This window comes from Cellulomonas sp. P2_F12, assembly GCF_056403775.1.
On the sequence record NZ_JBFUEV010000001.1, the window covers coordinates 938,179 to 964,553 of the forward strand.

Below are 26,375 nucleotides of genomic sequence, written 5' to 3' on the forward strand. Positions count from 1 at the left end.
AGGGGTTGCGGCGCCCGCGGGGCGGGGCTGTAACGTGCCTTGCGTGGGGGAACGTCACGTTCGGACCGGTTTGTCCGCCGTGGGGAAGTCATCGACCCCCCGGCGTGCGGCGGAGTCCCTCAGCCGTCGGCGTGCGGGAGTCGGGCTGATCCTCCGCAGCACGCTCGTCGACTCCCTCACCAGCTCGACCGCCGGGGTCGTCGCGATCGTCGCCGGGCCGGGGTACGGCAAGTCGGCGCTGCTCGGCCAGTGGGCCGACCGGGTCGGCGACGCCGCCGCGTGGCACACCTGCACGGGCGACGACAACGATCCCGCGATGCTTCTCGCCGCCCTCGGCCGGGCCGCGGGCGCCGGAGCCGTGGTCGACAGCGTCGCCGGCCTCGTCGCTGCTGTCGGCGGGAGCCCGTCGCGGACGCTCCTGCTCGACGACGTCCAGACGATCACGCGCGCGGGAAGCCTGAACGTGCTCACCGACGTGATCGACCGCCTGCCGGGAACGTGGCGCGTCGGGCTGGCCTCGCGCGCGACGCCACGGTTGCCGCTCGCCCGGCTGCGCGCCTCCGGCGACCTGCTCGAGGTCGGTCCGACCGAGCTCGCGCTGCTGCCCGACGAGGAGGTCGAGGTCCTGGCACGCTCCGGGGTGCGGCTCACCGCCGAGGAGGCGGCGTCGCTCCATGAGAACACCCTGGGCTGGCCCGTCGCCGTGATGCTCGCCGGCATGGCGATCCACGACCACGGCGTGCCTCTCTCGTTCACGGGCAACGACAAGTTCATGCGCGACTACCTGCGCAGCGAGGTGCTGGCGGGGGTCGGGGCGCGCGAGAGGGCCCTGCTGGTCCGCTGCTCCATCCTCGACGAGCTCTCGGGCCCGGTCTGCGACGCGGTCCTGCAGACCCGGTCCTCCGGCACAGCGCTCGAGCACCTCGAGGCGCACGGGGTCATCGAGGCGGTGGACCGGGACGGCGAGCTCTACCGGTGCCACCCGCTGCTCCACCAGCTCCTGAGCGGCGATCTGCACCGCAAGGAGCCCACGCTGGTCCCCGAGCTGCACCAGCGCGCGTCCCGCTGGCTCGCGGGCAACGGTGAGCCCGACCTGGCCATCGAGCACGCGCACGCGGGCGGGGACGTCCCCGAGCTGGCACGCCTGGTGCTCGACCGGGCCCAGGCGACGTGGGCGAGCGGTCGGATCGAGTCGGTCGAGCGCTGGATGTCGTGGCTCGAGGAAGCCCGGGACGTGCGCACCTTCCCGGCGATCGCGGCGCACGCCGCGCTCACGTTCGCGCTGCTCGGACAGCCGGCGCGCGCAGAGCAGTGGTCCGCGATGGCGACGGCGACGTCCCGGACGGGCACGCTCTCGGACGGCTCGACGGTCGCGGGCACGCTCGCGTACCTGCGCGCGATCGAGGCGCGCAGGGGGACGGCCCAGATGCAGCTCGACGCACGGGAGGCATGGGACGGACTGTCGCCCTCGAGCCCCTTCCGGGCCACCATGCGGCACACCGAGGGGCTCGCGGCTCTGCTCGAGGGCGACCCCGACCGGGCCGACGACCAGTTCCTCGACGCCCTCGAGGCCGCCGAGCTCGCCGGGATCCATCCCGTCGTCGCGATGGTGCTCTGCGAACGGGCGACCGTGGCCGTCGAGCGCGGCGACTGGACGTCGGCGGTGCCCGACGTCCGTCGGGCCTCCGCCATCGTGGCCGCCGGACGGTACGGCTCCTACTGGACCAGCGCGCTCGTGCACGCCTGGGCGGCGCGCACCGCGGTCCACCTCGGGCTGCGACAGGACGCCGTCGTTCACCTGCGCGATGCCGTCGCCCTGCGACCCCTGCTGACGTATGCCCTGCCTGTCGTCTCGACGCAGGCGCTGCTGACCATGGGGCAGGCGCTGCTGGGCGTCGGCGATCTCCACGAGGCGTCGGCGGTCGTGCGGCAGGCGCAGGAGATCCTGCACCGACGACCCGGGCTGGGCGACCTACCCGAACGTGCGGCCACGCTCGACGCCCAGGTGCGCGACGCCGCCTCGAGCGGTCGCCCCGACGCCCTGACTCCCGCCGAGGTGCGCCTCATGCCGCTCCTGGCTACGCACCTCACGTTCCCCCGCATCGCCGAGCGCCTCGGCGTCTCCCGCAACACCGTCAAGACGCAGGCGATCTCGAGCTACCGCAAGCTCGGCGTCTCCTCCCGCAGCGAGGCGGTCGCCCAGTGGGAGCTGCTGGACGGCACGAGCTCGTAGGCGTCCGTGAGCGAGTCCGCGTACGCACCGCTCAGCGCCCGCCTCGCCCCCTTGAGCGCGGTCGCCGTGGCCGTTCTCGCCCAGGTGCTGATGCGCGACCGCATCGTGCTCGGCCCCCTGCTCCTGGTGCCGATCATCGAGGTCGCCCTCGCGGTCGCGATCATCGTCGCCGACGGCGTCCTGCAGGCGCGCAGGCGGGTGGACCCTCTGCGCTACGCGCTCGCGCTCGTGCTCTGCGTCTCGGGGACCTCCTCGGCGGCACTGCTCATCACGGACGTGATCTCGGTCCGGCCCGTCAGCGTCCAGCAGCTGCTCGCCGAGGGCGCCCAGATCCTCGTCGTCATGACGGTCGGGTTCGCGCTGCTGTTCTGGCAGCTCGACCGGGGCGGCCCCAACGGCCGCGCGCAGCCGGACGTCGAGCGGATGTCGTTCTGGTTCACGCAGGACGCGATCCGCGAGTACTCCGACCAGTTCGACAGCTGGCAGCCGCGGTTCCTCGACTACCTCTACGTCGCGATCACCAACCTCGTGGCGTTCTCGCCGACGGACACGATGCCGCTGAGCAGGACGGCGAAGATGCTGATGGCGTGGGAGTCGACCGTCGCGCTCGCCACGTTCGCCGTCGTGCTGGCGCGGGCGGTGAACATCCTGACGTGACCGGGTGGTCGACGCACTGATCCGTGTTCAGGTCGGAAGGTCCTCGGCTCGGACACCGCCGGGACACCGCGCGCTACCGTGGACGACATGCCTCGGCCCGCCCGGCGCATCCTGATCTCGGGCGCCAGCGTCGCGGGCCCGATGGCCGCGTACTGGCTCAACCAGCGCGGCTTCGACGTGACCGTCGTCGAGCGGATGCCATTGGCCCGAGTGAGGACGAGCGGCCACGCCGTGGACCTGTTCGGGCCGGCGATCGATGTCGCCGCGTGGACGGGCGCGCTTCCCGCGATCGACGAGGCACGCACCCGGACCGATGTCGTGTCGTTCCAGCGTCACGGCCGGCGCGAGATCGACATCCCGATGAGCCACCTCGTCGCAGGGATCTCCGGGCGGCACGTCGAGATCATGCGCGGCGAGCTGGCCAGCATCCTCTACCAGGCGACGCGAGACGACGTGGACTACGTGTTCGAGGACTCGATCCGATCGATCCACGACGAGCCCGACGGCGTCGACGTGACGTTCGAGCACGGGCCCACCGCCCGGTTCGACCTCGTGATAGGAGCCGACGGGCTCCACTCGATCGTCCGCGGACTGGTGTTCGGGCCCGAGGGACAGTTCCGTCGATTCCTCGGGGGCTACCTCGCCTTCGCGGCGATCCCCAACTACCTCGACCTGGACGGACGCATGCTGGTCTGGAACGCACCTGGCCGGGTCGCCGCGGTCTACCCCGTCCACGGGACGACGTCGGCCAGAGGCGGCTTCCTGTTCCGGCGCGACGCCGAGCTCGAGCTCGATCACCGCGACGCCGAAGGACAGCGGCGGGCGCTGCACCAGATCTATGCCCACGACAGCTGGGAGGTCCCTCGGCTGCTTGCCGAGATGGATACCGCCGAGGACTTCTACTTCGACTCGATCTCCCAGATCGTGATGGACACCTGGACGAACGGACGGGTCGCCCTCGTCGGTGACGCCGGCTACTCGCCAGGCCCAGCCGTGGGCGGGGGCACCAGCGTCGCCCTGGTCGGCGCCTACGTCCTCGCGCAGGAGCTGGCGCAGGCGCGCCACCACCACGAGGCAGGTCTGCGCGCCTACGAGGAACGCATGCGCGAGCTCGCCGAGAGGTCACGCGCCATCGGCCCGACGATCATGTCGACCCTGATCCCCCGTACCCGCATCCAGGTCCGGCTCCTGCCGGAGCTCATTCGCGTGGTGGCACATCTGCCTCCGACCGTGCAGCGCCGCCTCTTCCAGCTGCAGGCGACGCCGGCCCGGGCGCTCAGCTCGATCCACCTCACGCTCGACAGCTGAGTAGTGCCGCGCCACCTCCCGCTCCCGTGCGGCGGGCCGCTGGATCACGGCCCTGCCGACGGTCGGCTGGTCGCGGCTCGGCTCCCCTGGATGTCGGCGCATCTCGGCGGCATCAGGTCTCCTCGGGCGTGCCCTCCCACGAGCGCGGGCCCAGGTCCGGGCGGGTGTTCTCGTAGTCGCCGGACAGGAGCGGCGACGAGATGATCATGTCCGCCGTGGAGACGTTGCATGCCATGGGCACGTTCCAGACCGTCGCGATGCGCAGCAGAGCCTTGACGTCCGGGTCGTGCGGCTGCGGCTCGAGCGGGTCCCAGAAGAAGATCAGCATGCTGATGGTGCCCTCGGCGATCCGTGCGCCGATCTGCTGGTCGCCGCCCACCGGACCGGACAGGAAGCGGTGCACCGGGAGGCCCAGCTCGTACTCGAGCATCGTGCCGGTGGTTCCGGTGGCGTAGAGCCGGTGCTGCGCGAGCGTCCCGCGGTTGTACTCGGCCCAGCGCAGGAGCTCGACCTTCTTGTTGTCGTGCGCGACGAGCGCGATGTCGCGCGGACTGCTCGTTCCGTTCATGGCACCTCCAGGGCGCAGATCGGCTCCACCAGGCGACCCGGCGGAGGACGTGCCCACGTCACGGGCCGCGTCCAGCGTACGAGGGCGCCGCTGCTCGGTGCATGGTGCACGGCGTCCTCCGAGCCTCGATCGGCGGCGTGACGCCCTGGACGTCTGACCTGCACGTGTCACCTGTTCGAGCGCTCCCGGCACCGCCGAGCGCGAATCTCAGGCTCCGCACATGGTGGTCAGCAGAGCGCACACTCCTGGCCGCGGCCGACGAAGTTCGTCCAGACCACGAGACCACCGCGCCGATGGCGTAGAGGTCACGCCACGGCCGCTGGTACCCGGCCACGTCGCGATCAGGAGCCGGGAACGTCCTCGCCCTCGGCGGGTTCGCTGGCGTGCCGGCGGTCGTCGACGTCGTCCACCGGTGCGCCGGCGACGTCACCTTCCGCCGGTTCCGTGGCGTGCGCCCGGGTCTCGTCGTCGGGGACCTGGGGGGTGTCGGTGTTCATGCGTTGCTGTCTCCTTCGTCAGCGCGGACGGTCGCCGTCCTCTCGCTCTCGACCGTACGTCCGACCGGCCGATCCGGCCGGTCGAGACCTCGGAGCACGGGCTTGCCGCCGGTGACTCGAGGAGGTCCCGGACAACGCCGTCACGGGGGCAGATTGGATCTAGGCTCTTTGGTGACAATCGACGGTGATCTGTCGGAACTTCTCCCGGGTTCAGGACCAGCCCCGGGGCGCAGGAGTCCCGGTCACCGGCGGGTTCGAGGTGAGTTCGATGAGCGCGTCGACGACGCGGGCGGGTCGTTTCCGGTTCACACCGACCGCGGACCGCTGGTGGTGGTCCGACGAGATGTTCCGCATCCACGGCATGCGGCCGGGTGACGTCGTGCCGACGACCGGGGTGTTCTTGTCCCACGTCCATCCGGAGGACAGAGCGGTCGTGACCGACGCCGTCGAGACGGACGGCGATCTCGAGGCGCGCAGCTGCGAGTACCGGCTCGTCGACACCCTGGGTTGCGAGCACCGCGTGTCGCTGGTCCTCGCCAACGAGGGGCCGGCGGGCATCATCGGGACGTCCGGCTTCGTCGTCGACGGCTCACCCGGCCGCGAGAGCGCGGTGGCAGCCCTCGTCAACGAGCAGCTCGCCATCGCCCTGGAGTCCCGCGCCGCGATCGACCAGGCCAAGGGCGTGCTCATGGTCGCCTACGGCGTCGACGACGCCGCCGCGTTCGACATGCTCCGATCCAGCTCGCAGCAACGCAACGTGCGACTTCGCACGCTCGCCACCCGCATCGTCGCGTCCGTCGGGGCCGGGCTCGACGGCCGTTCCCGCGAGCTCATCGACGAGTCGGTGTGCGCCGCGCTCTCCGGCACCGCGGGCCCGCTCCCGTGTCCGTCCGGCGGAACACCGCTCGGGATCCACCTGGACGACCGGGGTGACACCCCGACGCTCCGCGTCACCGGAGCCGTCGACCTGTCGAACCGCGACGAGCTGGCTGCAGCCATCGCGATGCTCCTGCGACGCGGCCGTGGCGACCGCGTCGTCGTCGACCTGCGTGGCGCCCACCGCATCGGCCCCGCTGCCGCCGAGGTCATCGTGGCGACACTTCGACGTGCTGCAGAACAGCACGTCTGCGTCACGATCGTCGGAGGTCCGGGCGGCGGGACTGCCGGCGGCCGCGAGCCCGCCTCGGCGGCGCGGTCGCCACTCGCCGCCCACCGCTGAACCCGGTCGCGGGTCGGCGGCGAGCGGCGCATGATCAGATCTGGCGGAGCGCGACGTCGCGCCCGCGCCACCAGGGCTCGAGCAGCGCGGTCCACAGCCAGCACCCCCTGGAGAGCACGATGAGCGAGACCACACCGGACCCCGTCTCGGGTCACGACGACCCGTTCCGTTCGGACGACGACCAGCGCGACGACCGCGTTCCCGACGACGACGAGCGCATCGGCTTCGGCATCCCCCTGGTCGGCGACGACGACCGCGTGCCCGATCGCGACGAGCCCGGCGACCTTCGTTAGGCCTCGACCCGGGCGGGGCGATGCCCCGTCCGGGTCCTGTCAGCACGGCGCCGCCCGTCCGGGCGGCTGAGCGAGGAGGTCAGCGATGCCCGGACACAGCCCGACCATCTCGCGTCTCGCCCACGCGATCGCCGCCCTGTGGCGTTCGCAGAGCATCCGCTCGGTGCGCTGGAGCCGGCGCGGCGCGCGATAGCGGCCTACTCGGGCTTGTACTTGAACGACAGCTGGATGCGGGTGCGGAACAGGAGGTCCCCGGCGTCGCCGACGACGACGTCCTGCTTGGTCACCTCGGCCACGCGAAGGTCGTGCAGCGACCCGCCCGCCGTGCTGATCGCCTCCTTGGCCGCCTCCTCCCAGGACGACGTGCTCGTCCCGATGACGTCGATCACGCGATACACGCTCATGGTCATGGCCCTCTCGTAGCCCGGTACCGACCACTCCATACTCGTCGCGGTCGGGCGCCACCACCATGGTCTGGAGCGACGCACCGGCCGAGGCGTCTCACCGGAGCATCGAACGCGCGCGGCCCGCCGTCCGCTCGATCGTGCGCAACAAGCGCGACCCGAACGTCGAGCCCTCGGTCCGGCGCTCGATCCGCTCCGCCAGCCGACGCGCGACCGACGCCGCGACCGGCAGGACGATCGCGATGACGAGGAACAGCCGGACCCGCCGGAAGAAGAATGCCCACACGGTGACCTCCACCCGAGCCGCACCTGGCGGATCAGAGCTCGGCGCACACTGCAGGACGCCCGGTCCATCGTGCGGCGCCCCGCCGGGCAGCGCACGCCGGAACGAGTGCACGTACGGTAGCGACGTCGCGCGATGTGCACGCACGCCGGGGACGGCTGATGGCCGGACCGCATGGTGCGGAGCTCCGGCTTCCCCGGTGCGAGCAGCGCGTCAGGCGACGTAGGCGAGCACGACGGGCGCGTCGACCCCCGACCACGTGCCCGTGAGGGTGGACTCGTGATCGGCGGGAGTGGCCTGCCGGTCGAGGCGACGGCAGACGACGAGGCGCAGGCCTCCCGCCAACTCCAGCACGGTCGTCGAGCCGTCCGAGGACGCGATCACGTCGTCGACAGGCGGGACGGCACGCGAGCCAGAGCCGCTCGCGGTCACGCGCACGCTCGGCTCGCGGGGTGCGTCGGCGCCCTCGACGAGCTCCTCGGCCTGACGGGCGCCCCCCAGCAGCACCGACGCGAGCACTCGCGCGTAGACGGGGTCCCCGGGCGCGTCGTAGATCCACCGTCGCCCGAGCACCGAGTGCTCCATGGTGCAGACGAGAAACTGGTCCGCTCCGTCCAGCGGCGCGCCGCGATAGGTCAGCGGGGCCTGGAGCAGGTGCCCGTCGGCGGTCGACAGGACGTGCGTCTCGATGCCGACCTCGCCGTCCGGGTCGTCGAACCGGTACGCACCGACGAGCGTGAGCTCCCGCTCACCCCAGGGCTGAGTCGGAACCCAGTCGGCGAGCAGCTCGGCCTTGGTCGGACGGATGGAGGCGCGATGGATCAGGGCCATCGGCCGACCCTAGCGCCGACGAGCCCGAGTCTCAGCGCTCGTGCTCGAGCACGAAGCGGTCGTCGACACCGCCTAGCAGTCGCCGGTCGTCCAGGCCGTCGTAGATCGTGTCCACGACCGGGGTCAGCTCGACGAGGGTCACCTCGTGCTGCGACAGCGACAGGCGCAGGGTGACGCGTCCGTCGTCCACAGTCAGCCGGGTGTGTTCCAGGGCGGGGGTCGCGCACGACTGCAGGTCGTCGAGCTGCCGGACGGTGGGTGACGCCGGTCGGCCGAGCTCGCGCCATGCGGTGAACGCGTTGCCGGCCGTCTCGTTGACCCTCTCGCGCCGGACGAACATGCCGGACCCGTCGGGCAGCGGAGACCCTGAGGACCTGCACGGGACCGACAGGGTCAGCTCGTGGCTGTCGGCCGCTGGTCCGTCGCCGGCGCCGACGGGTTGCCAGGCCAGGACCGTCAGTCGACCGTCCGGATCCGTGCACACCAGGTGGTCCTCGCCGCGCGCGAGCACCTGGGAGGCCAGACGAGCCATGAAGGCGTAGAGGTGGAAGGTCGGCTTGGCGATCTGACGGTGCGTGAGCAGGCCGAAGCCGCCGTGGAAGAACGAGGTCGGGATGTTCAGCTCTTCGAAGACGTCACTGAAGGTCCAGTAGGAGAAGGAGTCGACGAGATCCCCTCCCGCGGCCAGGACGGGCGCCAGGTAGGCCGCGTTGTAGGCGGTGTCGTGGATCGGGTTGTCGGGCCGGTACGAGGTGTTGAACTCCGTGATGTGCACGGGCAGGTCCGCGAGGCGGGTTCCGGCGAGGTGCACGCGGGGCTCGGCGAACTGATCCAGCAGAGCCGAGGGTGGCATGAGCCTCTGGTAGGTGCCGAAGGGGATCTCCGCAGGCTCGTACGAGGAATAGGCGTGCCTGCTCACGAAGTCGACCGGCACGTCGTGGCGTTCGACGAACGCGGCGAACGGCGACCACCACGCGTCGCAACCCGGCGCCAGGGCCGGCCCGCCTATCTGCAGCGACGCGTCGACGTCCTTGACCGCCCGGGCGGTCGCCGCGTAGAGCCGGAAGTAGGCGTCCTGGTCGGCGTCCTTCCAGAAGATGTCGAGGTTGGGCTCGTTCCACACCTCGATGGGCCAGGTCCGGACCTCGTCGATGCCGTAGCGGTCGATCAGGTGGCGGAGCAGGGCCTGCACGAGGTCGGTCCACGCGTGCACGTCGGCAGGCGGTGTGATGTTGCCCTTCCACCAGAAGACGGTCTCCGGCCCGGAGGCGAGAGCCGAGGGCATGAACCCGAGCTCGAGGAACGGCTTGATCCCGAGCGACAGGAAGTAGTCGTGGACCTGGTCGACGTAGGTGAACGAGTATCGGCGGTGAGAGCGACCGCCGACGTCGTCCGTCCGTAGGAGTCCCATGTCGTCGCTGAGCAGCCCGTGCCCGCGGATGTGGGTGAACCCGATCTCCCGTTGCACCCGCGCGAGCGAGGCCTGGTAGTCGGCTCGGAGGGCGAGGTTCATCCGTCCGGTGCCGATGCAGCGACGCCAGGCGTCGGGCATGGGCCCGAGCGGTGACGCGGGAACGATCACGGTCTCTGTCATGCGGTTCCTCCCGGCCAGCGCTCGAGCGTGAGCACGGTCCAGCTGACGGGCGGCAGCTCGAGCGTCACGATGCCGCCCTCGATGCGCGGCGTCGGATTCACGGTCGGCCCGACGCGGGTCGGGTCCTGCAGATCGTTGACCGCACGCACGTCGGCGTCGTGCACACCGTGGCACTCGTCGACCCGGAGGTCCCCGAAGCCCGAGACGTCGATGGTCACGGTCGTCGGCGCGTCCTGTGCGCGGTTGACGAGGAAGACCGAGACGCGCCCCGTGGCCTCGTCGTAGGTCGCGGTCGCGTCGAGCAGCGGAGCACTTCCGTGCCGGGCCGTCGGGTAGGAGCTGACGTCGATCGTGGTGGCGAGCGTGACCCCGTGGGCGAGGCGCGAGGTCAGCGCGAACGGGAAGAACGTCGTCTGGCGCCACGACGGGCCACCCGGCTCCGTCATGATCGGGGCGATCACGTTGACCAGCTGGGCCAGGCTCGCCGCCGTGACCCGGTCGGCGTGCTTGAGCAGGGAGATCAGCAGGCTCCCGAGCACCACCGCGTCGGCCACCGTGTACCGGTCCTCGAGGAGCCGAGGGGCGACCTGCCAGCGTCCGGTCCGCTCCTTCTCGGCCGCCTGGTGCTCCTCGAAGTACCAGATGTTCCACTCGTCGAACGAGATCTGGATCGTCTTGTCGCTCTTGAGCTCGGCCTTCACGGCGTCCGCGGTGGCGACGACGGACTCGATGAAGAAATCCATGTCGACCGCGGACGCGAGGAAGGAGCCCAGGTCGTCGCCGTGCAGCTGGTAGTAGGCGTGGCACGAGATGTGCGAGACGTCGTCGTACGTGTGCCGCAGCACCGTGCGCTCCCAGGACCCGAAGGTCGGCATGGCCGAGCCCGACGAGCCGCAGACGACGAGCTCCAGGTCCGGGTCGAGCTGCCGCATCCCCTTGGCGGTCCGGGCGGCCAACGAACCGTAGTCGTCGGCGGTGCGGTAGCCGAGCTGCCAGTCGCCGTCCATCTCGTTGCCCAGGCACCACATGCGCACGTCGTGCGGCTCGCGCGACCCGTTCGCGACCCGGCGGTCCGAGAGAGTGGTGCCGGACGGGATGTTCGCGTACTCCAGGACGTCGAGCGCCTCCTCGATGCCGCGCGTACCGAGGTTGACCGCGTACATGAGCTCCACGTCCGCCGTGCGGCACCAGCGCGCGAACTCGTCCAGCCCGACCTCGTTGGTCTCCAGCGAGTGCCACGCGAGGTCGAGCCGGCGGGGCCGCGCGCTGCGGGGGCCCACACCGTCCTCCCAGCGGTAGCCCGAGACGAAGTTCCCGCCGGGGTAGCGCACGGTCGTCACGCCCAGCTCCTGGACGAGAGCGAGCACGTCGGCGCGGAATCCGTCGTCGTCGGCGAGCGGGTGCGTCGGCTCGTACAGACCCTCGTAGACGCAGCGTCCGAGATGCTCGACGAACGATCCGAAGAGACGGCGGTTGACCGGCCCGACCGTGAACCGGGGGTCGATGACGACGTGGGCGTTGCTCATGGGCTTCCTTCGCGGGTCGGGCGGCGAGAAGCGGTACCAGCGAGAGACGGTCGGCGCCGACCAGCGGGCGGCGCCGACCGGCGGCTAGCCGATCTCGGTCACGGTCCACCGGGCCGACGCCGACGACACCAGGTGCACGTCACCGACGAACGTCGTGCGGGCGACGGTGTCGCGGTGCTGGCTCGTCCCGACCCACAGGTCGACGTCGCCCGGCTCGACGACCCGGCGCATGGTCCGGTCGGCGAACGCGAGGCGCGTCGTCGGGACCGCGAACGTCACGGTCACGGACTCTCCCGGCTCGAGACGCACGCGTCGGTACCCGACCAGCTGCGCGACGGGGCGCGTGACCGATCCGATGAGGTCACGCCCGTACAGCTGGACGACGTCGTCACCCGCCACGGTCCCGGTGTTCGTCACCCGGACCTCGGCAACGATCGAGCCGTCCGTCGCCACCTCGGCAGGAACCGTGAGGTCCTCGTGCGCGAACGTCGCGTACGACAGTCCGTGCCCGAACGGCGCGGCCGGGGTCGAGGCCAGGTTGGTGACCTCACGCCCCTCGCCCAGCGGCGGGTGCAGGTAGGAGTAGGGCTGCGCCCCGGCGGAGCGCGGGAGGCTCACCGGGAGCTTGCCCGACGGGTTGACCCGCCCGGACAGCACGCCGGCGATCGCGCCGGCCCCCTCCTCCCCGGGGAAGAAGGCCTGGACCACGGCCGCGCACCGTTCGATCGCCCAGTCGATCGCGTACGGCCGGCCCGTGACGAGCACCAGCACCACGGGCGTCCCGGTCGCCAGGACAGCCTCGACGAGCTGGCGCTGGACGCCGGGCAGCTCGAGGTCGTCCCGGTCGCAGCCCTCGCCGGACGTCCCGCGACCGAACAGGCCGGCGTGGTCGCCGACCACCAGGACGGCGAGGTCGGCCTCCGTGGCCGCGGCGACCGCGGCGTCGAATCCGGAGCGGTCGTCGTCGTCCACGGCGCAGCCGGCCACGGACCGAACGGCGGCACCGGGAAGGTCGGCGCGGATCGCCTCGACGATGGTCAGCGCGTCGAGCTCGGCGTCGAAGCCGGGGTGCTGAGCGAGGACATGGTTGACGAACGAGTAGCAGCCGTACAGAGCGTCGGTCCGGTCCGCGTTCGGGCCGATGACCGCGAGCCGCGAGACACCACGCACGGGCAGCGTGCCGTCGTTCGAGACGAGCACCACCGACTCCTCGGCGAGGCGCCGCGCGAGCTCTCGGTGCTCCGCGGGGTCGAGGTCGATGTCCGTCGGCGGCGCGTCGTCGAACGTGGCGTCGAGCAGCCCGAGCTCGTCCTTCTGCCGCAGCACGCGCAGCACCGCTCGGTCGACGAGGGCCTCGTCGACCTCGCCGGACCGGATCCGGTCCGCCAGCGGCCGTCCGTAGGCGTCACCGGTCGGCAGCTCGATGTCGACGCCCGCCTCGAGCGCCTGCCCGGCGGCGTCGCCCAGGTCACGGGCGACGTGGTGCAGGAGGTGCAGGAAAGCGATGCCGAAGTAGTCGGCCACGACCGTGCCGTCGAACCCCCACTGGTCCCGCAGGATCCCCGTGAGGATCGCCGGGTCGGACGCGACCGGCACGCCGTCGATCTCCGTGTAGGCGTGCATGACCGAGCGCGCGTTGCCGTCGAGGACAGCCATCTCGAACGGGAGGAGCAGGACGTCGGCGATCTCCCGCGGACCTGCGTGCACCGGGGCGAAGTTGCGGCCCGACTGGGAGCCGGAATAGCCGACGAAGTGCTTGAGGGTCGCGTGCACCCCGCGCGACTGCAGGCCCCGGACGTAGGACGTGCCGAGCGTGCCGACCAGGTAGGGGTCCTCGCCGATGCACTCCTCGACACGCCCCCACCGCGGGTCCCGCACGACGTCGAGCACGGGCGCGAGGCCCTGGTGCACGCCGAGGACCCGCATGGAGTCGCCGATGGCGGCGCCCATCTCCTCGACCAGCTCCGGGTCGAACGCTGCGCCCCACGCCAACGGCGTCGGGTACGTCGTGGCCCCCCACGCCGAGAGGCCGGTGAGGACCTCCTCGTGCACGATCGCCGGGATGCCGAGGCGCGTGCCGTTCACGAGTCCGCGCTGGAACTCCCACAGCCACGCCGCGCGCTCGGCGGCCTCCACCGGACGGGTGCCGTAGGGGCGGGTCAGGTGTCCGAGCCCATGGCGCGCGAACTCATCGAGCACTGCCGGCGCGGCGAACTCGCCCTGCAGGGGCGCGACCGACTCTCCGTCGGCCTTCTCCCAGAAGCCCACCACCTGGGCGAGCTTCTCCTCGAGCGTCATCCGACCGAGCAGGTCGAGCAGGCGCACCTCGTCGACCGCTCGCGCGGCGTCGGAGGAAGCGCCCGTGGGCGCGAACGTACGAATCTCCGTCATGGCGGGTTCCCCTCAGCCCTTGACCGCGCCCTGGAGTCCGCCCACGATCCGCCGCTCGAACAGCGAGAAGAACACCAGGGCCGGAATCATGGACAACGACGTGAACGCGAGCACCTTGGCGGTGTCCACTGAGTACTGCGACGAGAAAGCCTGCACACCGAGGGGCAACGTGAACGTTCCTTGGTCGTTGAGGATGAACAAGGGCAGCAGGTAGGCGTTCCAGCTGCCGACGAACGCGAGGATGCCGGTCGTGATGACGCCCGGCAGCGACAGCGGGAGCACCATCCGGAAGAAGAACCCGAGCTTGCTGGCGCCGTCGATCGAGGCGGCCTCCTCGATCTCGTCCGGGATCGCCCGCAGGAACGGGACCAGGATGATGATCGTCGTCGGGAGCCCGAAGCCGATCTGCGGCAGGATCACGCCGCCGAGGTTGTTGATGAGCCCGAAGTTGCGGACCAGGATGTACAGCGGCGTGATGGCGACGGTGATCGGGAACATCAGGCCGGCGGCGAACAACGCGTAGAGCGCGCCCCGGCCCCTGAACTGGTACCGCGCCAGGACGTAGCTGCACATGAGCCCGAGAGCGACGACCGCAGCAGCGGTGAACAAGGCGACGATCGTCGAGTTGCCCACCTCGCGCCAGAACGTCGAGTTGGTCAGGACGTCGACGTAGTTCGTCAGCTTCCACGGCGACGGAAAGCCCGCGGGGTCGGTGGTGATCTGCGCGTTCGTCCGGAAGCCGCCGATGATGATGTAGAGGATCGGCACGAGCATCACCGAGACGAGCAGCAGCGCGATGAAGTACGTCGCGGGGCCTGCACCACCCCGGCTCCGGGAGTTCACGCCGGGCCGCCGGGCGGGCGGCTTCGGTGCCGGCAGCTGGATGGTCGAGGCAGTCATCGTGTGGCCTTGTCCGTGAGGGCGCCGGCCGTGTCGCGGCGCAGCACGAAGCGCTGGTAGACGAGCGCGATGATCAGGGAGATGACGAAGAGGACCACGGCGACGGCACTGCCGTACCCGAAGTTCCCGGCAGTCCGGCCGTACTGGACCATGTAGGTCGCCATCGTCGAGACGCCTGCGGTGCCCGCCACGTACTGACCCCAGATGATGTACACGAGGTCGAAGAGCTGGAGCGACCCGATGATCGACAGGAACGCCCAGATGCGCAGGGTCGGGCCGAGGAGCGGCAGCGTGATGCTGCGCTGGATCTGCCAGTAGCTGGCGCCGTCGATGGAGGCCGCCTCGAAGAGCTCCTGCGGGATGTTCTGCAGCGCGGCCATGAACAGGATCACCGCGAACCCGATGTACTTCCACGAGATGATGACCATCAAGGTCCAGATCGCGATGTCCGGGTTCGACAGCCACTCACTCGCCAGCGCGCCGAGCCCGACCTTGTTGAGCAGGCCGTTGAGCGCGCCGTCGCTCTGGAGCATGAGGCTCCAGCCCGTCCCGACGATGACCTCGGAGACCACGTACGGGACGAAGATCAGCACCCGGATGAGCGAGCGGGCGCGCATCGGCCGGTTCAGCAGCAGCGCCAGCCCGATGGCGATCGGGCCCTGGATCAGCAGGGACGCAACGACGATGAACAGGTTGTGCGACAGCGCCGCATGGAACTCGGGGTCCGTCAGGATGATCTTGTAGTTGTTCAGCCCCACGAAGTCGGTCGGCTTGCCGTAGCCCTTCCAGCGGAAGAAGCCGTAGTACGCGGCGAGGCACACCGGCAGGATGACGAAGCCGACGAACACGAGGACGGCTGGCCCGGAAAGAATCGCGATCTCGAAGCGCTGACGCCAGCCCACACCACGTCGGCGCGGCCGGGCGGCGGCCGGGGCCGGCGAGCTGCCGACCCCGACCGCCGAGCGGTCGATCTGCGAGTTCTTCACGGCCAACGGGTTGACCGGTGAATCGCTCATGACGTCCTAGCTATCCCTTGGCCGACGAGGTGTTGACCGCGTTGATGATGTCCTCGACCGAGCCCTGGCCGGCGAGGAGGTTCACCACCGCGCCGTTCAGCGCGTTGCCGACGTTCTGGCCGTACAGGGTGTCGAGCCACTGCGACGCGTAGGGCGCGTCGTTGAACGCGGCGATGACGTCCTTCAGGTACGGCTCGGTGACGACAGCCTGCGCGTCCTTGTTCACCGGGGGGGCGTTGAACGCCTTGTAGTAGGCCTCCTGGACGTCCTTCGACGTGAGGTAGTTCAGGAAGTCGGTGCAGGCCTTCTTCGGGGCCTTGGCCGAGCAGGAGTAGCCGTCGACGCCACCCATGATCGCCTTGGGGTCACCCTTGCCGCCGGGGACGGAGACGAAGGGGTAGAAGCCCAGGTCAGGCAGCGGCTTCGCGTCGGGCGTGAGCGACCCGATCACGCCCGGGTCCCAGGCGCCCATGAGCTCGGCGCCGGCCTTGTGGTTGGCGATGAGACCGGCGGACGAGCCGGCACCCTGCTGCGCCGACGTCGAGAGGAAGCCCTCGTTGAAGTTGCCACCCTTGGCGAACGCGTCCAGGTCCTCGCCGGCCTTGGTCCAGCAGTCGTCCTCGAACTGCAGCGACTTCGCGGTCTCGTTCAGGACGTCCTCGCTGCACTCGCGCAGCGCGAACCAGTAGTACCAGTGCGCGGCAGGCCAGGCGTCCTTGCCACCGAGCGCGATCGGCGAGACGCCGGACGCCTTGAGGGCCTTGTTCGCGGCGACCAGGTCGTCGAGCGTCTTGGGCGGGGTCGTGATGCCGGCAGCCGTGTAGAGGTCCTGGCTGTAGAAGAAGCCGCCCGGCAGGGTCGCGACGGGCATGGCGTACGTCTTTCCGTCGATCGACTCGGCCTTGAAGGCGCCCTCGCCCACGCCGGCCTTGGTCTCGTCCGTGATCGAGTCCGTGATGTCCATGAGCTGGCCGGCGTCGACCATCGCGGCCATCTTGCCGCCACCGCGCTGCAGGAAGATGTCCGGCGCGTCGCCCGAGTTCAGCGCCGTCTGCAGCTTGCCGTCGAGGTCCTCGTTCTGGACCGTCTGGATCTTGATCGTGACGCCGGGGTTCGCGGTCTCGAAGCTCGCGACCGTGTCCTTGAAGAACTGGCCGCCCGGTCCGGTCGTGGCGTTGGTCCAGAGCGTCATCTCGACCGGGTTGGAGGCGTCCGCGGTGCTGTCGTCACCGCTGCCGTTGTCGGAGCTGGAACATCCGGCGACCGCGAGCGCGATGCCCGCACCCAGTGCGACCAGGGCCGCACCTCGCATCTTCCTTGCCATGAAGGGAACTCCTCTGTCGTCGTTGACGGGTAGGTCGAAGCCTGGCGATGGAGATTCTGCGACGAGTGTCACGGTCTCGTCAATCGTTATCGATAACGGTTTCGACACGATCGGGCTCCGTCTATGATCGCTCCGTGGAGTTCCTGCCTCGCGTGAAGATGGCCGACGTCGCCCGCGACGCGGGCGTCTCGGTCGCGACCGTGTCGAAGGTGGTGAACGGGCGGTACGGGGTAGCCCAGAGCACCGTCGACCACGTCCAGGAGGTCATCGAGCGGCTCGGTTACTCCGCGAGCCTCGGGGCGCAGAGCCTGCGCAGCCATCGCACCAACGTGCTCGGCATCCTCGTCGCTGAGTTCGAGCCCTTCTCGACGGAGCTGCTCAAGGGCGCGTCCGCCGCAGTCGCCTCGACGGGCTACGAGCTGCTGGCCTACTCCGGCGGCGGCCGCGGTGGCGACGTCGGATGGGAACGACGCTACCTGTCGCGGCTCTCGGGCACGCTCATCGACGGCGCGATCATCGTCACCCCGACCGTCGGCGTGACCAACCACGGGGTCCACGTCGTCGCCGTCGACCCGCACACCGGGCCGTCGGAGCTGCCGACGGTCGACTCGGACAACTTCGCCGGCGCGGTGCTCGCCACCACCTACCTGCTGTCCCTCGGGCACCGACGGATCGGATTCCTCGGCGGCCGTGGCGACCTCGAGTCCGCCCGGCTGCGCGAGGCCGGGTTCCGGCAGGCGATGGCCGACGCGGGGGTCACCGTGGACGACGACTCCGTGCGTGTCGGCGGATACAAGACGGAGACGGCGAGGGAGCCGGCGCGCCAGCTCCTGACGCAGGACCCCCGTCCGACCGCGATCTTCGCTGCGAACGACCTCTCGGCCATCGCCACGCTGGAGGTCGCGCGCAGCCTGGACCTCCGGGTGCCCGACGACCTGTCGGTCATCGGCTTCGACAACGTGCCCGAGTCCGCGCTCACCTCTCCCCCGCTGACCACGATCAACCAGCCGATCCAGCGCCTCGGCTCCGAGGCCCTGAATCTGCTGGTGGATCTCATCGACGGCGTCGAGCGGGACGTGCACGTGCGGCTGCCGACGGAGCTGGTCGAGCGGGCGTCCTGCCGCGCACTCTGAGGTCAGCGACGACCTGCTCGACGCAGAGCGTGCGCGTCAGACGATCCCGAAGCCGCCGGTCCACGCGATCTTCTCGCCGACGGCCAGGACGAGCTGCTGGAAGCCGATGGCCTCGAGCTCGTGGGCACGCGCGAGCGACCCGGCGTCGAGCCCCTTGACCCCGCCGGCCTCGACGGCCGAGATCAGCGCCGCCTTGGCGTCGGCGTCGTCGCCCGCCACCAGGACGGACGTCGGCACTCCCCCGACCTGCTTGGACGACAACGTCGCGGCGAACGTCGTGTTGAACGCCTTGAGCACCGTCGAGGACGGGAGCTTCGCGGCGATCTGCGCCGCGGCCGAGCTTCCGGCCGGCACCACGAGGGAGTCGAACGTCGCGAAGTCCAGGGGGTTGGTGATGTCGACGACGGTCTTGCCGGCGAGCTGGTCGCCGTAGCTCTCCACGATGCCGTCCACCGCGGCGTACGGCACGGCGAGGATCACCGTGTCGTTCAGGGGCGCCGTACCGACGTCCTCGCGCGTCACGTACGCGACGTCGTTGCCGCCGTCGGCCAGCACGCCGCCGATCGCGTTCGCCATGCTGCCGGTGCCGATGATGCTGAAGTTCGCCACGGTGCTGCTCCTCGCTGATGGGATTACTTGTACCTACAAGTAATCACCGTACTCGCGAATAGTTGACGCTACAAGTAATCGTCAGCGATGTGACGTGACTCACAGGTCGGATGCCGCGCCACAGGACGCCCGGGCCGACGTTGGATTCCGCCCGCGACTCGACCGGTCATGCGTCACGCCGTTGCCGGCGGGGCACAGCGCTGGATGAACTCGAGCGCGGTCTGCGCGACGTCCTGCCACCCGTGATCGATGGTCAGGGAGTGGCCACGGCCTTCCATCTCGACGAACTCCGTGACGGCGGGGTTCTTGCTGTGCTTCTTGTAGGCGGCGTAGGAGATCGCGTGCGGCACCGTGTGGTCCTTCTCGCCGGACACGACCAGCAGGGGTCCCCTCTGCGGTGCCTTGTAGGCCACCCTCGCCTCGCTGAAGGGGTTGAGGTTGGCCGCGGCAGCCTGGAAGATCGGCACGCCCGACGCGGCCACGTGGAACTCCTCGTACAGCTGCTTGGCCTCGTCCTCGTCGAGGTTGTTGGCCCAGCCGTACAGGAACTCGTCGAACGTCAGGGTCACCGCGCGGCGGGAGTTCGCCGGGTTACCGAGCACAGGTGAGCCGGCCTTGAGCGCAGAAGCGGGCAGCGGGAGGACACCTCGACCCGGAGCAGGGTCGATCGTCACGGTCGCCGCGGCGACCTCCTCGCCCGCCATCTTCTGGACGATCAGGCCGCCGAAGGAGTGACCGACGATGGCGGGCTTCCTGGTCAGCTCGCGGACCGCCTCGAGGTAGTGGTCGGTCACGGCCTGCACCATCTTGTGCGCGAACGCCTCAGGATTCGCCCGCGCCTCGGCCACCGTGTCCGGGTCGTCGGGCCATCCCGGAGCCACGGTTGCGTAGCCGGCCTCCTCGAACAGGGCACGCCAACGGTCCCAGCTGCTGGACAGCAGCCACAGCCCGTGAACGAACAGGACCGGTTGACGGCCCGAGTCGTTCGCGATCCGCAGCTCGGCGAGCTCGCGCTCCGTCAGGGTCTGTCGCGGGGAGTCGCTCATGACGTCATCGCCTTCCTGTCGATCGTGCGGTGGATGTCTGGAGACGTTAGGTCGGGGCGCCACCGGTGCGTTGGTCCAGGCTGCGCGAATCTGTGCCGTGCGTGCACGCGTCGACGGCCGACCTGGCGCGGTCGGCCAGCAAGCGCCGCGCCCGGGACGACCTGGCCGACCAGATATGTGCTGACCGTGCACGGTTCGTTGCCGTTCCTGCGTGCCGTCCCGACGGGGTTGTGCGCCGACGGGACCGTGACCATGCTGGACGGACGTGGCCGCCCGGCCGCGACGACGAAGCTCACGTGCAGGCATGGAGCGAGGGCATGACGACCGTCTGGAGTGCTGCCGAGGCGCCAGGAGTCGATCGCGCTGCCGCAGTCCGGGAGGCGGTCGGCAGCAACGTCGTACGCGTCGACATCGACCTCCCGGAGGATCCTCGCCACATCGACGTCGAGCTCGCCCTCTCCGTTGCGGGCCCGGTGCAGGTGCTCACGGTGCGGTCGATGGCGACCACGGTGACGCGGAGCCCACGACTCGCTCACGACGGGTCCGAGCCGCAGCTGTTCCTCACGCTGCAGGGCGCCGGCGGTTCGGCGATGGCGCAGCACGGCCGGCACACCCAGCTGCGCACCGGCCAGTTCGCCGTCTACACGACGACCAGCCCGTACACGCTGATGTTCGACGGTGGCCTGGACGCGCACTTCTTCCGCATCCCTATCGCCGAGCTTGCCCTGCCCGACTCGGCGATCCGGGAGGTGTCGTCGCGTGCACTGGGCAGCAACGACCCGGTGGCAGCGCTGGCCTCCACCTATCTGGGCCAGCTCGCCATCAGCCCTGGACTGCGAACCCGGGCGGTCGCCGACAACCTGGCCCAGCCGACGATCGACCTGGTTCGCGCCGCCCTCGTCTCCAGCCTCGGCGACCCGGCCCTCGGCAAGGAGTCCCTTCAGACCACCCTGGAGATGCGACTCCTGGAGTACCTGCGATCGCACCTCGCCGACGACGATCTCACTCCGGGAAGGGTCGCGGCAGCGCACAACATCTCCGTCCGGCACCTCTACACGGTCCTGGGCCGCGCGGGAGTGAGCTTCGGGGACTGGGTCCGTACGCAGAGGTTGGAGGCGTGCCGCCGCGAGCTCGCACACTCGAACGCCCGGGCGCGCACCATCGCCTCCGTCGCGCGCCAGTGGGGGTTCCCGGACGCGACGCACTTCAGCAGAGTCTTCCGCGAGGCCTACGGCGTCACACCCCGGGAGTGGCGTGACCTCAAGGCGACCCAGCCGCCATCCAGACTCTCCTAGGCCCCGGACGCCCCGTCAGGACGGGGTCTGCGGAACCGCTCCGGTGCTGGCGCGCACGACGAGCGAGGTCGGCAGGGTGACGGCCGCCGGCTCCCCGCCCTCGACCAGCTCGATCAGCAGGCGCACCATCTCGCCGGCGATCTGGTCGAGCGGCTGCCGGATGGTGGTGAGCGGCGGGTCGAGCGTCGCGGCGAGCCCGGAGTCGTCGAAGCCGCCGACCGCGACGTCCTGCGGGACGCGTCTGCCGGCCTCGCGCAGCACCTGCAGGGCGCCCGCAGCCATCAGGTCGGAGCCCACGAAGACCGCGTCGAGGTCGGGTCGGCGCTCGAGGAGCGTCCGCATCCCCACCGCGCCACCGTCGCGCGAGTAGTCGGCGTGCGCCACGAGCGACTCGTCGTAGAGCGACCCGAGCTCGTCGCGGTAACCCTCGAGCCGGAGCCTGCCCCCGGGGGTGTCCAGGGGTCCCGTGATCGTCGCGATCCTGGTGCGGCCGATCTCGAGCAGGTGCCGCGTCATCCGCCGCCCGCCACCGAGGTCGTCGGCGGCGACGTAGCCGACGCTGCCCTCGAAGCCGAGCGGGATGCCGCAGGAGATCATCGGGATGCCCTGCCGCACCAGCGCGTCGAGCAGGGCGTTGCCGCTGTGCGACGAGATCGCGAGGACACCGTCGACGTGCCCGGCGCCGACGTAGGACGAGACCTGCTTCTGCTCGTCGGGGGTGCCCGCGACCATGAGCAGGAGCGGCATCCGGCGTACGGCCAGCGCCTCGGCGGCTCCCCGCAGGAGGATCGAGAAGTTCGGGTCTTCGAAGAGCAGGTGCTGGGGTTCGGTGAGCAGGAACGCCACCGAGTTCGACCGTCCGGTGACCAGGCTGCGCGCGTGCGGGTTGGCGGAGTAGCCGGTGGTCCGGATCGCCTCCTCGACGGCCGCGAGCGAGTCCGGGGACACCCAGTGCCCACCGTTGATGACGCGCGAGACCGTGCCCCGGGACACGCCGGCCGCAGCCGCGACGTCACGGATCGTCGGGCGTCTGCGCGGCGCGGTCGTCGGTCCCATCGCAGGTGACTCTAGGGGAACGAGCGCACCGATCGGCTCAGTCCTCGCGGACGACCACGACGCCCCATGCCGGGACGTCCGCCCCCGCCTCGTGACGTCGGTCGGCCACGAGGTCGTGCCCGGAGACGTGCAGAGGCAGGTCCGTGCCGGTGTGGTTGAGCGCGAACAGCCAGCTCCCGGTCGTCGTCGTCCGACGGACGACCTCCAGGCCACCGGGCGACGGGACGAGGGACGACACGCCGGCCGCCGCGAGCACGCGACCGAGCAGACCGGTGAGGGACGAGTGGTCGAGGCGGGTCGACAGGTACCACGCGGCGCCGCCCGCCCGGGTGGTTCGCCGCGTGACCGCGGGACCGCCCGCCGACGGTCCGTCGACGTACGTCGCCAGGACCTCAGCGCCGGTCGACGTCATCCGCTCGGTCCAGACCTCCCCCGTGCTCCCGTCGCTCAGCGTCGTGGTCCCCTCAGCCGGCAAGGGCGCGAACTCCTCCACGCGCACCCCCAGCAGGTCCCGGAACGCCCCGGGGTAGCCGCCCAGGAGGACTCGGTCCTGATCGTCGACGATTCCCGAGAAGTAGGAGACGAGCACGTGCCCACCCCTGGCGACGACCGCGGTCAGGCGGTCGGACAGGCCCTCGGGTGCCAGGTAGAGCGTGGGCACGAGGACGACGTCGTACCCGTCCAGCGACGCGGCGGCGGGCAGGACGTCGACCGTGACGCCGGCGTCGAGCAGCGCACTGTGCATGCGCTGGGCGAGATCCAGGTAGCGCAGGTCGACGGTGGGGCGGGCTTCGAGCTCGGCCGCCCACCACGCCTGGGTGTCCCACAGCAGGGCCACGCGTGCCTGCTCGACGGTGCTCCCCCGCACCTCGGCCAGCCGACCCAGGGTCGCCCCCAGCTCGGCGACGTCCCGGAACAGCTGAGAGTCGCGCCCGGCGTGCGGGACCATCCCCGAGTGGTACTTCTCCGCACCGGCGCGCGACTGGCGCCACTGGAAGAACAGCACGCCGTCGGAGCCTCGGGCCACGTGCTGCAGCGAGTTGCGCAGCATCTGCCCGGGCTCCTTGGCGATGTTGCGCGGCTGCCAGTTCACCGCACTCGTGGAGTGCTCCATCAGGATCCACGGGTCGCCGCCGGCCAGCCCGCGCGTCCGGTCGGCGCTGAACGCGAGCTCCGCCCAGCCGCGGGGATTCTCCGACCACAGGTAGTGGTCGTTGGAGACGATGTCGACCAGCGGCGTCGTCTGCGTGTAGTCGATCTGGTGGAAGTCGCCCATGACCATGTAGTTGGTGGTCACCGGCAGGTGCGGCGTCACCTCGCGCAGCACCGCCGCCTCGGCCTCGAGGTGCGCGACGAACGCATCGGAGGAGAACCGCTCGAACGCGAGCCGCTGCCCCGGGTTCGGGATCGTGGTGGAACGTCGCGGGGGCAGGATCTGCTCGAAGCTCGCGTAGCGCTGCCCCCAGAACGCGGTCCCCCACGCCAGGTTGAGCGCGTCGACGTCCGCGTACTCCTTGCCCAGCCAGTCGCGGAACGCCGCCGCGGACACGTCGCAGTAGCAGCGGCCGTTGTGGCAGGCCAGCTCGTTGGAGACGTGCCACATCTTGACTGCGGGGTGGTGGCCGTACCGCTCGGCGACGACCCGGGCGATCCGCTTGGCGTGGTGCCGGATGACCGGCGAGCTCACGCACCACGACTCGCGGCTGCCGTGCGTGAACCGCATGCCGTCGGCGTCGACCGGCAGCATCTCCGGGTGTTTCAGGTGCAGCCACACCGGCGGCGCGGCGCTCGGCGTCGCCAGGTCCACCCCGATGCCGGCCTCGTGCAGCAGGTCGAGGATCCGGTCCAGCCAGCCGAAGTCGAAGACGCCCTCCTCCGGCTCGAGCTGACCCCAGGAGAAGATCCCGACGCTCACCAGCGTGACGCCGGCCTCCCGCATGAGCGCGATGTCGTCGGCCCAGACCTCCTCCGGCCACTGCTCCGGGTTGTAGTCCGCTCCGAACGCGATGCCGTCGGAGGGCCACGGGCCCGTCCAGCGCGCGCTCACCGGGTCACCGCCACGAGCACGTCCCACGCGCCGAGCGTGACGGTGTCGCCCGCGGCGAACCGCACCGGGGTCGGCGAGGACCCGTGCGGCGCCGCGATGACGTCGAGGTCAGCAGGAACGGTTACCACGGTGGCCTCCCAGGACCAGTTGTGAACGACGTGCACACGCGCGCCGTCGGGTCGGGTCGAGCTGTGGACGGTGACGCTCGGTGGCAGGTCGGACCATCCGGCGAGCGGTGTCGGTACCAACCAGTGCGCGAGGCTGCGGGCGAGCGTCAGGTCCGGGACGGTGCCGACGACCGTCACCCGACCGGCGCCGAACGCCCGCGTGGTGACGGCCGCCCAGGCTCCCAGGTGCGGGTGGTCGTAGGTGGCGAGGACGTCGGCGCCGTCGGCGACGAGGCACTCGGCCCAGGCCGTCGCCGCGGCGCCCTCCTCGAGCGGGAACGCGTCGGACCCGCGCACCGGGACCGGCTCGTCGAGGTTCGCGAACTCGTCGTACCAGGCTCCGGCAGGCCCGGACAGGCGCGCAGGCTGGGTCTCGGCCCGTGCGCGCGCCTCGTCGTCCGCGTACCCGGTCCGGGGTCCGACGACCAGGTGCCCGCCGGCCTCGGCGTACCGGCGCAGCCAGTCGAGGTCGCGGTCGGAGGCCGGGTAGTAGCCCGCTGCCACGAGGACCGGGTGCGTGCGGGCGGCCTCCGCCGGCGCGTCGTCGAACAGGTAGCGGGGGCGCACCAGGCGCACCTGGAGCCCGGCATCGAACGCGCCCCGGTAGAAGGACGCGACGATCCGGGGGTAGCTGTTGCGGTCCCCCGTGCCGTCGGCGAGCTGCAGCGGCGGCTGGGCGGCCAGCGCGAACCGCGCCTTCGTCGAGGACAGGATCGCGATGTCGGCGTCGGGCGTCGCATCGGCGATCGCGCCGCCCGCCCGGGAGAGCTCAGCACCGAGCCGGGCGATCTCGCCGTAGGCCCGGCCCGGCCGCCCGCTGTGCGGCAGGACGCCGCCCCAGTACGTCTCGGTCCCGTAGTGCAGCGTGTGCCAGTGCCAGTACTCGACCATCCGCGCACCCCGCGCGACCAGCGCCCAGGCCGCCTGACGCCACTGACCCGGGTAGGCCGGGTAGTTGGTGCTCGGCCCGCCGATCGCCTGGGCGTCCGTCTCGGTCACCAGGAACGGCTCGCCCCGACTGGAGAACATCGCGTCGCCCGACTGGAACACCGTCCACGTGCCGGTGGTCGTCCAGTACTGCGGCACGACGGCCGCGCTGGGGTGCGCGAGCCCGTCCTGCATGCGGTAGTAGGGGTTCCCGCTCGTGACGTCCAGGACGGCGGCGAGATCGGCGTCCTCGAGGGCCGGGCGCTCGTAGGAGATGCAGGTGGTGACGAACTGGTCGGACCGGGCGAGCTCACGGACCGCTCGGGCCTGCCAGTCGATCATCTCGGTCGTCAGGCCCGCCTGGAACTCGCGCCAGGCGAGGTCGTACTGCGGCTGGGCATTGCCGTCCGGGGTCCACAGGTCCGCCCACGACGACAGCCGGTGCGACCAGTAGACCAGCCCCCACTCCCGGTTCAGGGTCTCCACGTCGCCGTACGTGTGCCGAAGGTGGTCGACGAACCGCTGGAACACCCCGTGGTTGTGCAGGAGGTGCAGCCCGGGCTCGTTGTCCACCTGGAACCCGATCACGGCCGGGTGGTCGCGGTAGCGCTCGACGATCTTGCGCAGGATCCGGTCGGCGTGGAACCGGAACACGGGGTGCGTGAAGTCGGCCTCCTGCCGGGCTCCCCAGCCCATCGGGCTGCCCGTGCGGTCCTCACCGGCGACCTCGGGGTAGCGCCGGACCATCCACAGGGGCAGCGCGTAGGTCGGCGTGCCGATCACCACGTCGATCCCCCGGGCCAGGGCCCCGTCGAGGACGGGCTCGAGCCAGTCCAGCTCGAACCGGCCCTCGTCGGGCTCCCACGTGGACCAGACCGACTCCCCCACCCGGATCACCGAGAACGCCGCGGCCTGCATGAGGTCGAGGTCGCGCTCCAGCGTCGCGGGCTTCGGGTCCTGCCCCGGGCCCGCGTACTCGTAGTAGTACGCCGCGCCGAATCGCACTCGGTCGTGCTGCACAGCCATGGTCGTCTCTCCGTGGTGGTGGAAG

Annotated in this window: 23 protein-coding genes; 7 read left to right on the forward strand and 16 right to left on the reverse strand. The window is 70.9% G+C overall.

Features of this window, described 5'->3' with window-relative positions; translation table 11 throughout:
- The first annotated feature begins 79 nt into the window (after positions 1 to 79).
- The 3 genes from AC1DWH_RS04320 (at position 80) to AC1DWH_RS04330 (ending at position 4,198) form a co-directional block, all read left to right on the forward strand.
- On the forward strand, positions 80 to 2,233 hold the full coding sequence (locus tag AC1DWH_RS04320; RefSeq protein ID WP_477092619.1) for a winged helix-turn-helix domain-containing protein: 2,154 nt from the start codon (positions 80 to 82) through the stop codon (positions 2,231 to 2,233).
- Positions 2,234 to 2,239: 6 nt separating this feature from the next.
- Positions 2,240 to 2,890, forward strand: coding sequence for a hypothetical protein (locus tag AC1DWH_RS04325; RefSeq protein ID WP_477092620.1), 651 nt, complete (start codon positions 2,240 to 2,242; stop codon positions 2,888 to 2,890).
- 87 nt (positions 2,891 to 2,977) lie between these two features.
- A complete protein-coding gene (locus AC1DWH_RS04330; RefSeq protein ID WP_477092621.1) occupies positions 2,978 to 4,198 on the forward strand; it encodes an FAD-dependent monooxygenase in 1,221 nt (406 codons plus the stop codon).
- 112 nt (positions 4,199 to 4,310) lie between these two features.
- Here the strand turns inward: AC1DWH_RS04330 and AC1DWH_RS04335 are convergent, their stop codons facing one another.
- Positions 4,311 to 4,766, reverse strand: a complete 456-nt coding sequence (locus AC1DWH_RS04335) for a methylglyoxal synthase (protein ID WP_477092622.1) — start codon at positions 4,764 to 4,766, stop codon at positions 4,311 to 4,313.
- 341 nt (positions 4,767 to 5,107) lie between these two features.
- Positions 5,108 to 5,263, reverse strand: a complete 156-nt coding sequence (locus AC1DWH_RS04340; RefSeq protein WP_477092623.1) for a hypothetical protein — start codon at positions 5,261 to 5,263, stop codon at positions 5,108 to 5,110.
- A 268-nt stretch (positions 5,264 to 5,531) separates the two neighbouring features.
- Between AC1DWH_RS04340 and AC1DWH_RS04345 the strand changes: the two genes are divergently transcribed.
- Together AC1DWH_RS04345 and AC1DWH_RS04350 are read left to right on the forward strand one after the other, a co-directional pair.
- Positions 5,532 to 6,482: an ANTAR domain-containing protein gene (locus AC1DWH_RS04345; protein WP_477092624.1), complete on the forward strand. Its 951-nt coding sequence runs from the start codon at positions 5,532 to 5,534 to the stop codon at positions 6,480 to 6,482.
- 119 nt (positions 6,483 to 6,601) lie between these two features.
- Complete coding sequence (locus AC1DWH_RS04350; RefSeq protein WP_477092625.1) at positions 6,602 to 6,775, forward strand: hypothetical protein; 174 nt, start codon at positions 6,602 to 6,604, stop codon at positions 6,773 to 6,775.
- Positions 6,776 to 6,972: 197 nt separating this feature from the next.
- On the opposite strand, the gene AC1DWH_RS04355 is transcribed toward AC1DWH_RS04350, so the two are convergent.
- The 9 genes from AC1DWH_RS04355 to AC1DWH_RS04395 all read right to left on the reverse strand — a co-directional run bounded on the left by AC1DWH_RS04355 (position 6,973) and on the right by AC1DWH_RS04395 (position 17,044).
- Positions 6,973 to 7,185 (reverse strand): dodecin family protein, encoded by a 213-nt coding sequence (locus AC1DWH_RS04355; protein WP_456847133.1) that lies wholly within the window; start codon positions 7,183 to 7,185, stop codon positions 6,973 to 6,975.
- A 91-nt stretch (positions 7,186 to 7,276) separates the two neighbouring features.
- Positions 7,277 to 7,477, reverse strand: coding sequence for a hypothetical protein (locus AC1DWH_RS04360; protein ID WP_477092626.1), 201 nt, complete (start codon positions 7,475 to 7,477; stop codon positions 7,277 to 7,279).
- A gap of 198 nt (positions 7,478 to 7,675) precedes the next feature.
- Positions 7,676 to 8,293 carry a CG0192-related protein gene (locus AC1DWH_RS04365; protein WP_477092627.1) on the reverse strand — a complete coding sequence of 206 codons (618 nt, stop codon included), beginning with the start codon at positions 8,291 to 8,293 and terminating at the stop codon, positions 7,676 to 7,678.
- 31 nt (positions 8,294 to 8,324) lie between these two features.
- On the reverse strand, positions 8,325 to 9,887 hold the full coding sequence (locus AC1DWH_RS04370; RefSeq protein WP_477092628.1) for a GH39 family glycosyl hydrolase: 1,563 nt from the start codon (positions 9,885 to 9,887) through the stop codon (positions 8,325 to 8,327).
- On the reverse strand, positions 9,884 to 11,413 hold the full coding sequence (gene arfA, locus AC1DWH_RS04375; RefSeq protein WP_477092629.1) for an arabinosylfuranosidase ArfA: 1,530 nt from the start codon (positions 11,411 to 11,413) through the stop codon (positions 9,884 to 9,886). Before arfA ends, AC1DWH_RS04370 begins: the two co-directional genes overlap by 4 nt.
- Before the next feature lie 84 nt (positions 11,414 to 11,497).
- Positions 11,498 to 13,804, reverse strand: a complete 2,307-nt coding sequence (locus AC1DWH_RS04380) for a beta-xylosidase/alpha-l-arabinosidase (protein WP_477092630.1) — start codon at positions 13,802 to 13,804, stop codon at positions 11,498 to 11,500.
- A 12-nt stretch (positions 13,805 to 13,816) separates the two neighbouring features.
- Complete coding sequence (locus AC1DWH_RS04385; protein ID WP_477092631.1) at positions 13,817 to 14,704, reverse strand: carbohydrate ABC transporter permease; 888 nt, start codon at positions 14,702 to 14,704, stop codon at positions 13,817 to 13,819.
- Positions 14,701 to 15,720, reverse strand: a complete 1,020-nt coding sequence (locus AC1DWH_RS04390; RefSeq protein ID WP_456847478.1) for a carbohydrate ABC transporter permease — start codon at positions 15,718 to 15,720, stop codon at positions 14,701 to 14,703. The genes AC1DWH_RS04385 and AC1DWH_RS04390 overlap by 4 nt, the downstream gene beginning before the upstream one ends.
- A 10-nt stretch (positions 15,721 to 15,730) precedes the next feature.
- Positions 15,731 to 17,044, reverse strand: a complete 1,314-nt coding sequence (locus AC1DWH_RS04395) for an ABC transporter substrate-binding protein (RefSeq protein ID WP_477092632.1) — start codon at positions 17,042 to 17,044, stop codon at positions 15,731 to 15,733.
- A 158-nt stretch (positions 17,045 to 17,202) separates the two neighbouring features.
- Here AC1DWH_RS04395 and AC1DWH_RS04400 point away from each other — a divergent pair, with 158 nt between their 5' ends.
- Positions 17,203 to 18,177, forward strand: coding sequence for a LacI family DNA-binding transcriptional regulator (locus AC1DWH_RS04400; RefSeq protein ID WP_477092730.1), 975 nt, complete (start codon positions 17,203 to 17,205; stop codon positions 18,175 to 18,177).
- Between the two features lie 36 nt (positions 18,178 to 18,213).
- Here the strand turns inward: AC1DWH_RS04400 and AC1DWH_RS04405 are convergent, their stop codons facing one another.
- Both AC1DWH_RS04405 and AC1DWH_RS04410 read right to left on the reverse strand, forming a co-directional pair.
- Positions 18,214 to 18,786 carry an NADPH-dependent F420 reductase gene (locus AC1DWH_RS04405; protein WP_456844740.1) on the reverse strand — a complete coding sequence of 191 codons (573 nt, stop codon included), beginning with the start codon at positions 18,784 to 18,786 and terminating at the stop codon, positions 18,214 to 18,216.
- Positions 18,787 to 18,959: 173 nt separating this feature from the next.
- Positions 18,960 to 19,832 (reverse strand): alpha/beta hydrolase, encoded by an 873-nt coding sequence (locus AC1DWH_RS04410; protein ID WP_477092633.1) that lies wholly within the window; start codon positions 19,830 to 19,832, stop codon positions 18,960 to 18,962.
- A gap of 317 nt (positions 19,833 to 20,149) precedes the next feature.
- On the opposite strand from AC1DWH_RS04410, the gene AC1DWH_RS04415 reads away from it, so the two are divergent.
- Positions 20,150 to 21,127 carry a helix-turn-helix domain-containing protein gene (locus AC1DWH_RS04415; protein ID WP_477092634.1) on the forward strand — a complete coding sequence of 326 codons (978 nt, stop codon included), beginning with the start codon at positions 20,150 to 20,152 and terminating at the stop codon, positions 21,125 to 21,127.
- A 15-nt stretch (positions 21,128 to 21,142) separates the two neighbouring features.
- Here the strand turns inward: AC1DWH_RS04415 and AC1DWH_RS04420 are convergent, their stop codons facing one another.
- From AC1DWH_RS04420 to AC1DWH_RS04430, 3 genes are read right to left on the reverse strand one after another with little or no spacing between them, the layout of a single operon-like run.
- Positions 21,143 to 22,183 (reverse strand): LacI family DNA-binding transcriptional regulator, encoded by a 1,041-nt coding sequence (locus tag AC1DWH_RS04420; protein ID WP_477092635.1) that lies wholly within the window; start codon positions 22,181 to 22,183, stop codon positions 21,143 to 21,145.
- 37 nt (positions 22,184 to 22,220) lie between these two features.
- On the reverse strand, positions 22,221 to 24,230 hold the full coding sequence (locus AC1DWH_RS04425; protein WP_477092636.1) for a beta-galactosidase: 2,010 nt from the start codon (positions 24,228 to 24,230) through the stop codon (positions 22,221 to 22,223).
- Complete coding sequence (locus AC1DWH_RS04430) at positions 24,227 to 26,350, reverse strand: beta-galactosidase (protein WP_477092637.1); 2,124 nt, start codon at positions 26,348 to 26,350, stop codon at positions 24,227 to 24,229. Before AC1DWH_RS04430 ends, AC1DWH_RS04425 begins: the two co-directional genes overlap by 4 nt.
- Positions 26,351 to 26,375 lie beyond the last annotated feature (25 nt).

Excerpts from the sequence above, each read along its gene's own strand:
- AC1DWH_RS04330 (WP_477092621.1), top strand. The coding sequence starts at position 2,978 with ATGCCTCGGCCCGCCCGGCGCATCCTGATCTCGGGCGCCAGCGTCGCG.
- AC1DWH_RS04335 (WP_477092622.1), bottom strand. The coding sequence starts at position 4,766 with ATGAACGGAACGAGCAGTCCGCGCGACATCGCGCTCGTCGCGCACGAC.
- AC1DWH_RS04340 (WP_477092623.1), bottom strand. The coding sequence starts at position 5,263 with ATGAACACCGACACCCCCCAGGTCCCCGACGACGAGACCCGGGCGCAC.
- AC1DWH_RS04345 (WP_477092624.1), top strand. The coding sequence starts at position 5,532 with ATGAGCGCGTCGACGACGCGGGCGGGTCGTTTCCGGTTCACACCGACC.
- AC1DWH_RS04350 (WP_477092625.1), top strand. The coding sequence starts at position 6,602 with ATGAGCGAGACCACACCGGACCCCGTCTCGGGTCACGACGACCCGTTC.
- AC1DWH_RS04355 (WP_456847133.1), bottom strand. The coding sequence starts at position 7,185 with ATGACCATGAGCGTGTATCGCGTGATCGACGTCATCGGGACGAGCACG.
- AC1DWH_RS04365 (WP_477092627.1), bottom strand. The coding sequence starts at position 8,293 with ATGGCCCTGATCCATCGCGCCTCCATCCGTCCGACCAAGGCCGAGCTG.
- AC1DWH_RS04370 (WP_477092628.1), bottom strand. The coding sequence starts at position 9,887 with ATGACAGAGACCGTGATCGTTCCCGCGTCACCGCTCGGGCCCATGCCC.
- arfA (WP_477092629.1), bottom strand. The coding sequence starts at position 11,413 with ATGAGCAACGCCCACGTCGTCATCGACCCCCGGTTCACGGTCGGGCCG.
- AC1DWH_RS04380 (WP_477092630.1), bottom strand. The coding sequence starts at position 13,804 with ATGACGGAGATTCGTACGTTCGCGCCCACGGGCGCTTCCTCCGACGCC.
- AC1DWH_RS04385 (WP_477092631.1), bottom strand. The coding sequence starts at position 14,704 with ATGACTGCCTCGACCATCCAGCTGCCGGCACCGAAGCCGCCCGCCCGG.
- AC1DWH_RS04390 (WP_456847478.1), bottom strand. The coding sequence starts at position 15,720 with ATGAGCGATTCACCGGTCAACCCGTTGGCCGTGAAGAACTCGCAGATC.
- AC1DWH_RS04395 (WP_477092632.1), bottom strand. The coding sequence starts at position 17,044 with ATGGCAAGGAAGATGCGAGGTGCGGCCCTGGTCGCACTGGGTGCGGGC.
- AC1DWH_RS04400 (WP_477092730.1), top strand. The coding sequence starts at position 17,203 with ATGGCCGACGTCGCCCGCGACGCGGGCGTCTCGGTCGCGACCGTGTCG.
- AC1DWH_RS04410 (WP_477092633.1), bottom strand. The coding sequence starts at position 19,832 with ATGAGCGACTCCCCGCGACAGACCCTGACGGAGCGCGAGCTCGCCGAG.
- AC1DWH_RS04415 (WP_477092634.1), top strand. The coding sequence starts at position 20,150 with ATGACGACCGTCTGGAGTGCTGCCGAGGCGCCAGGAGTCGATCGCGCT.
- AC1DWH_RS04420 (WP_477092635.1), bottom strand. The coding sequence starts at position 22,183 with ATGGGACCGACGACCGCGCCGCGCAGACGCCCGACGATCCGTGACGTC.
- AC1DWH_RS04430 (WP_477092637.1), bottom strand. The coding sequence starts at position 26,350 with ATGGCTGTGCAGCACGACCGAGTGCGATTCGGCGCGGCGTACTACTAC.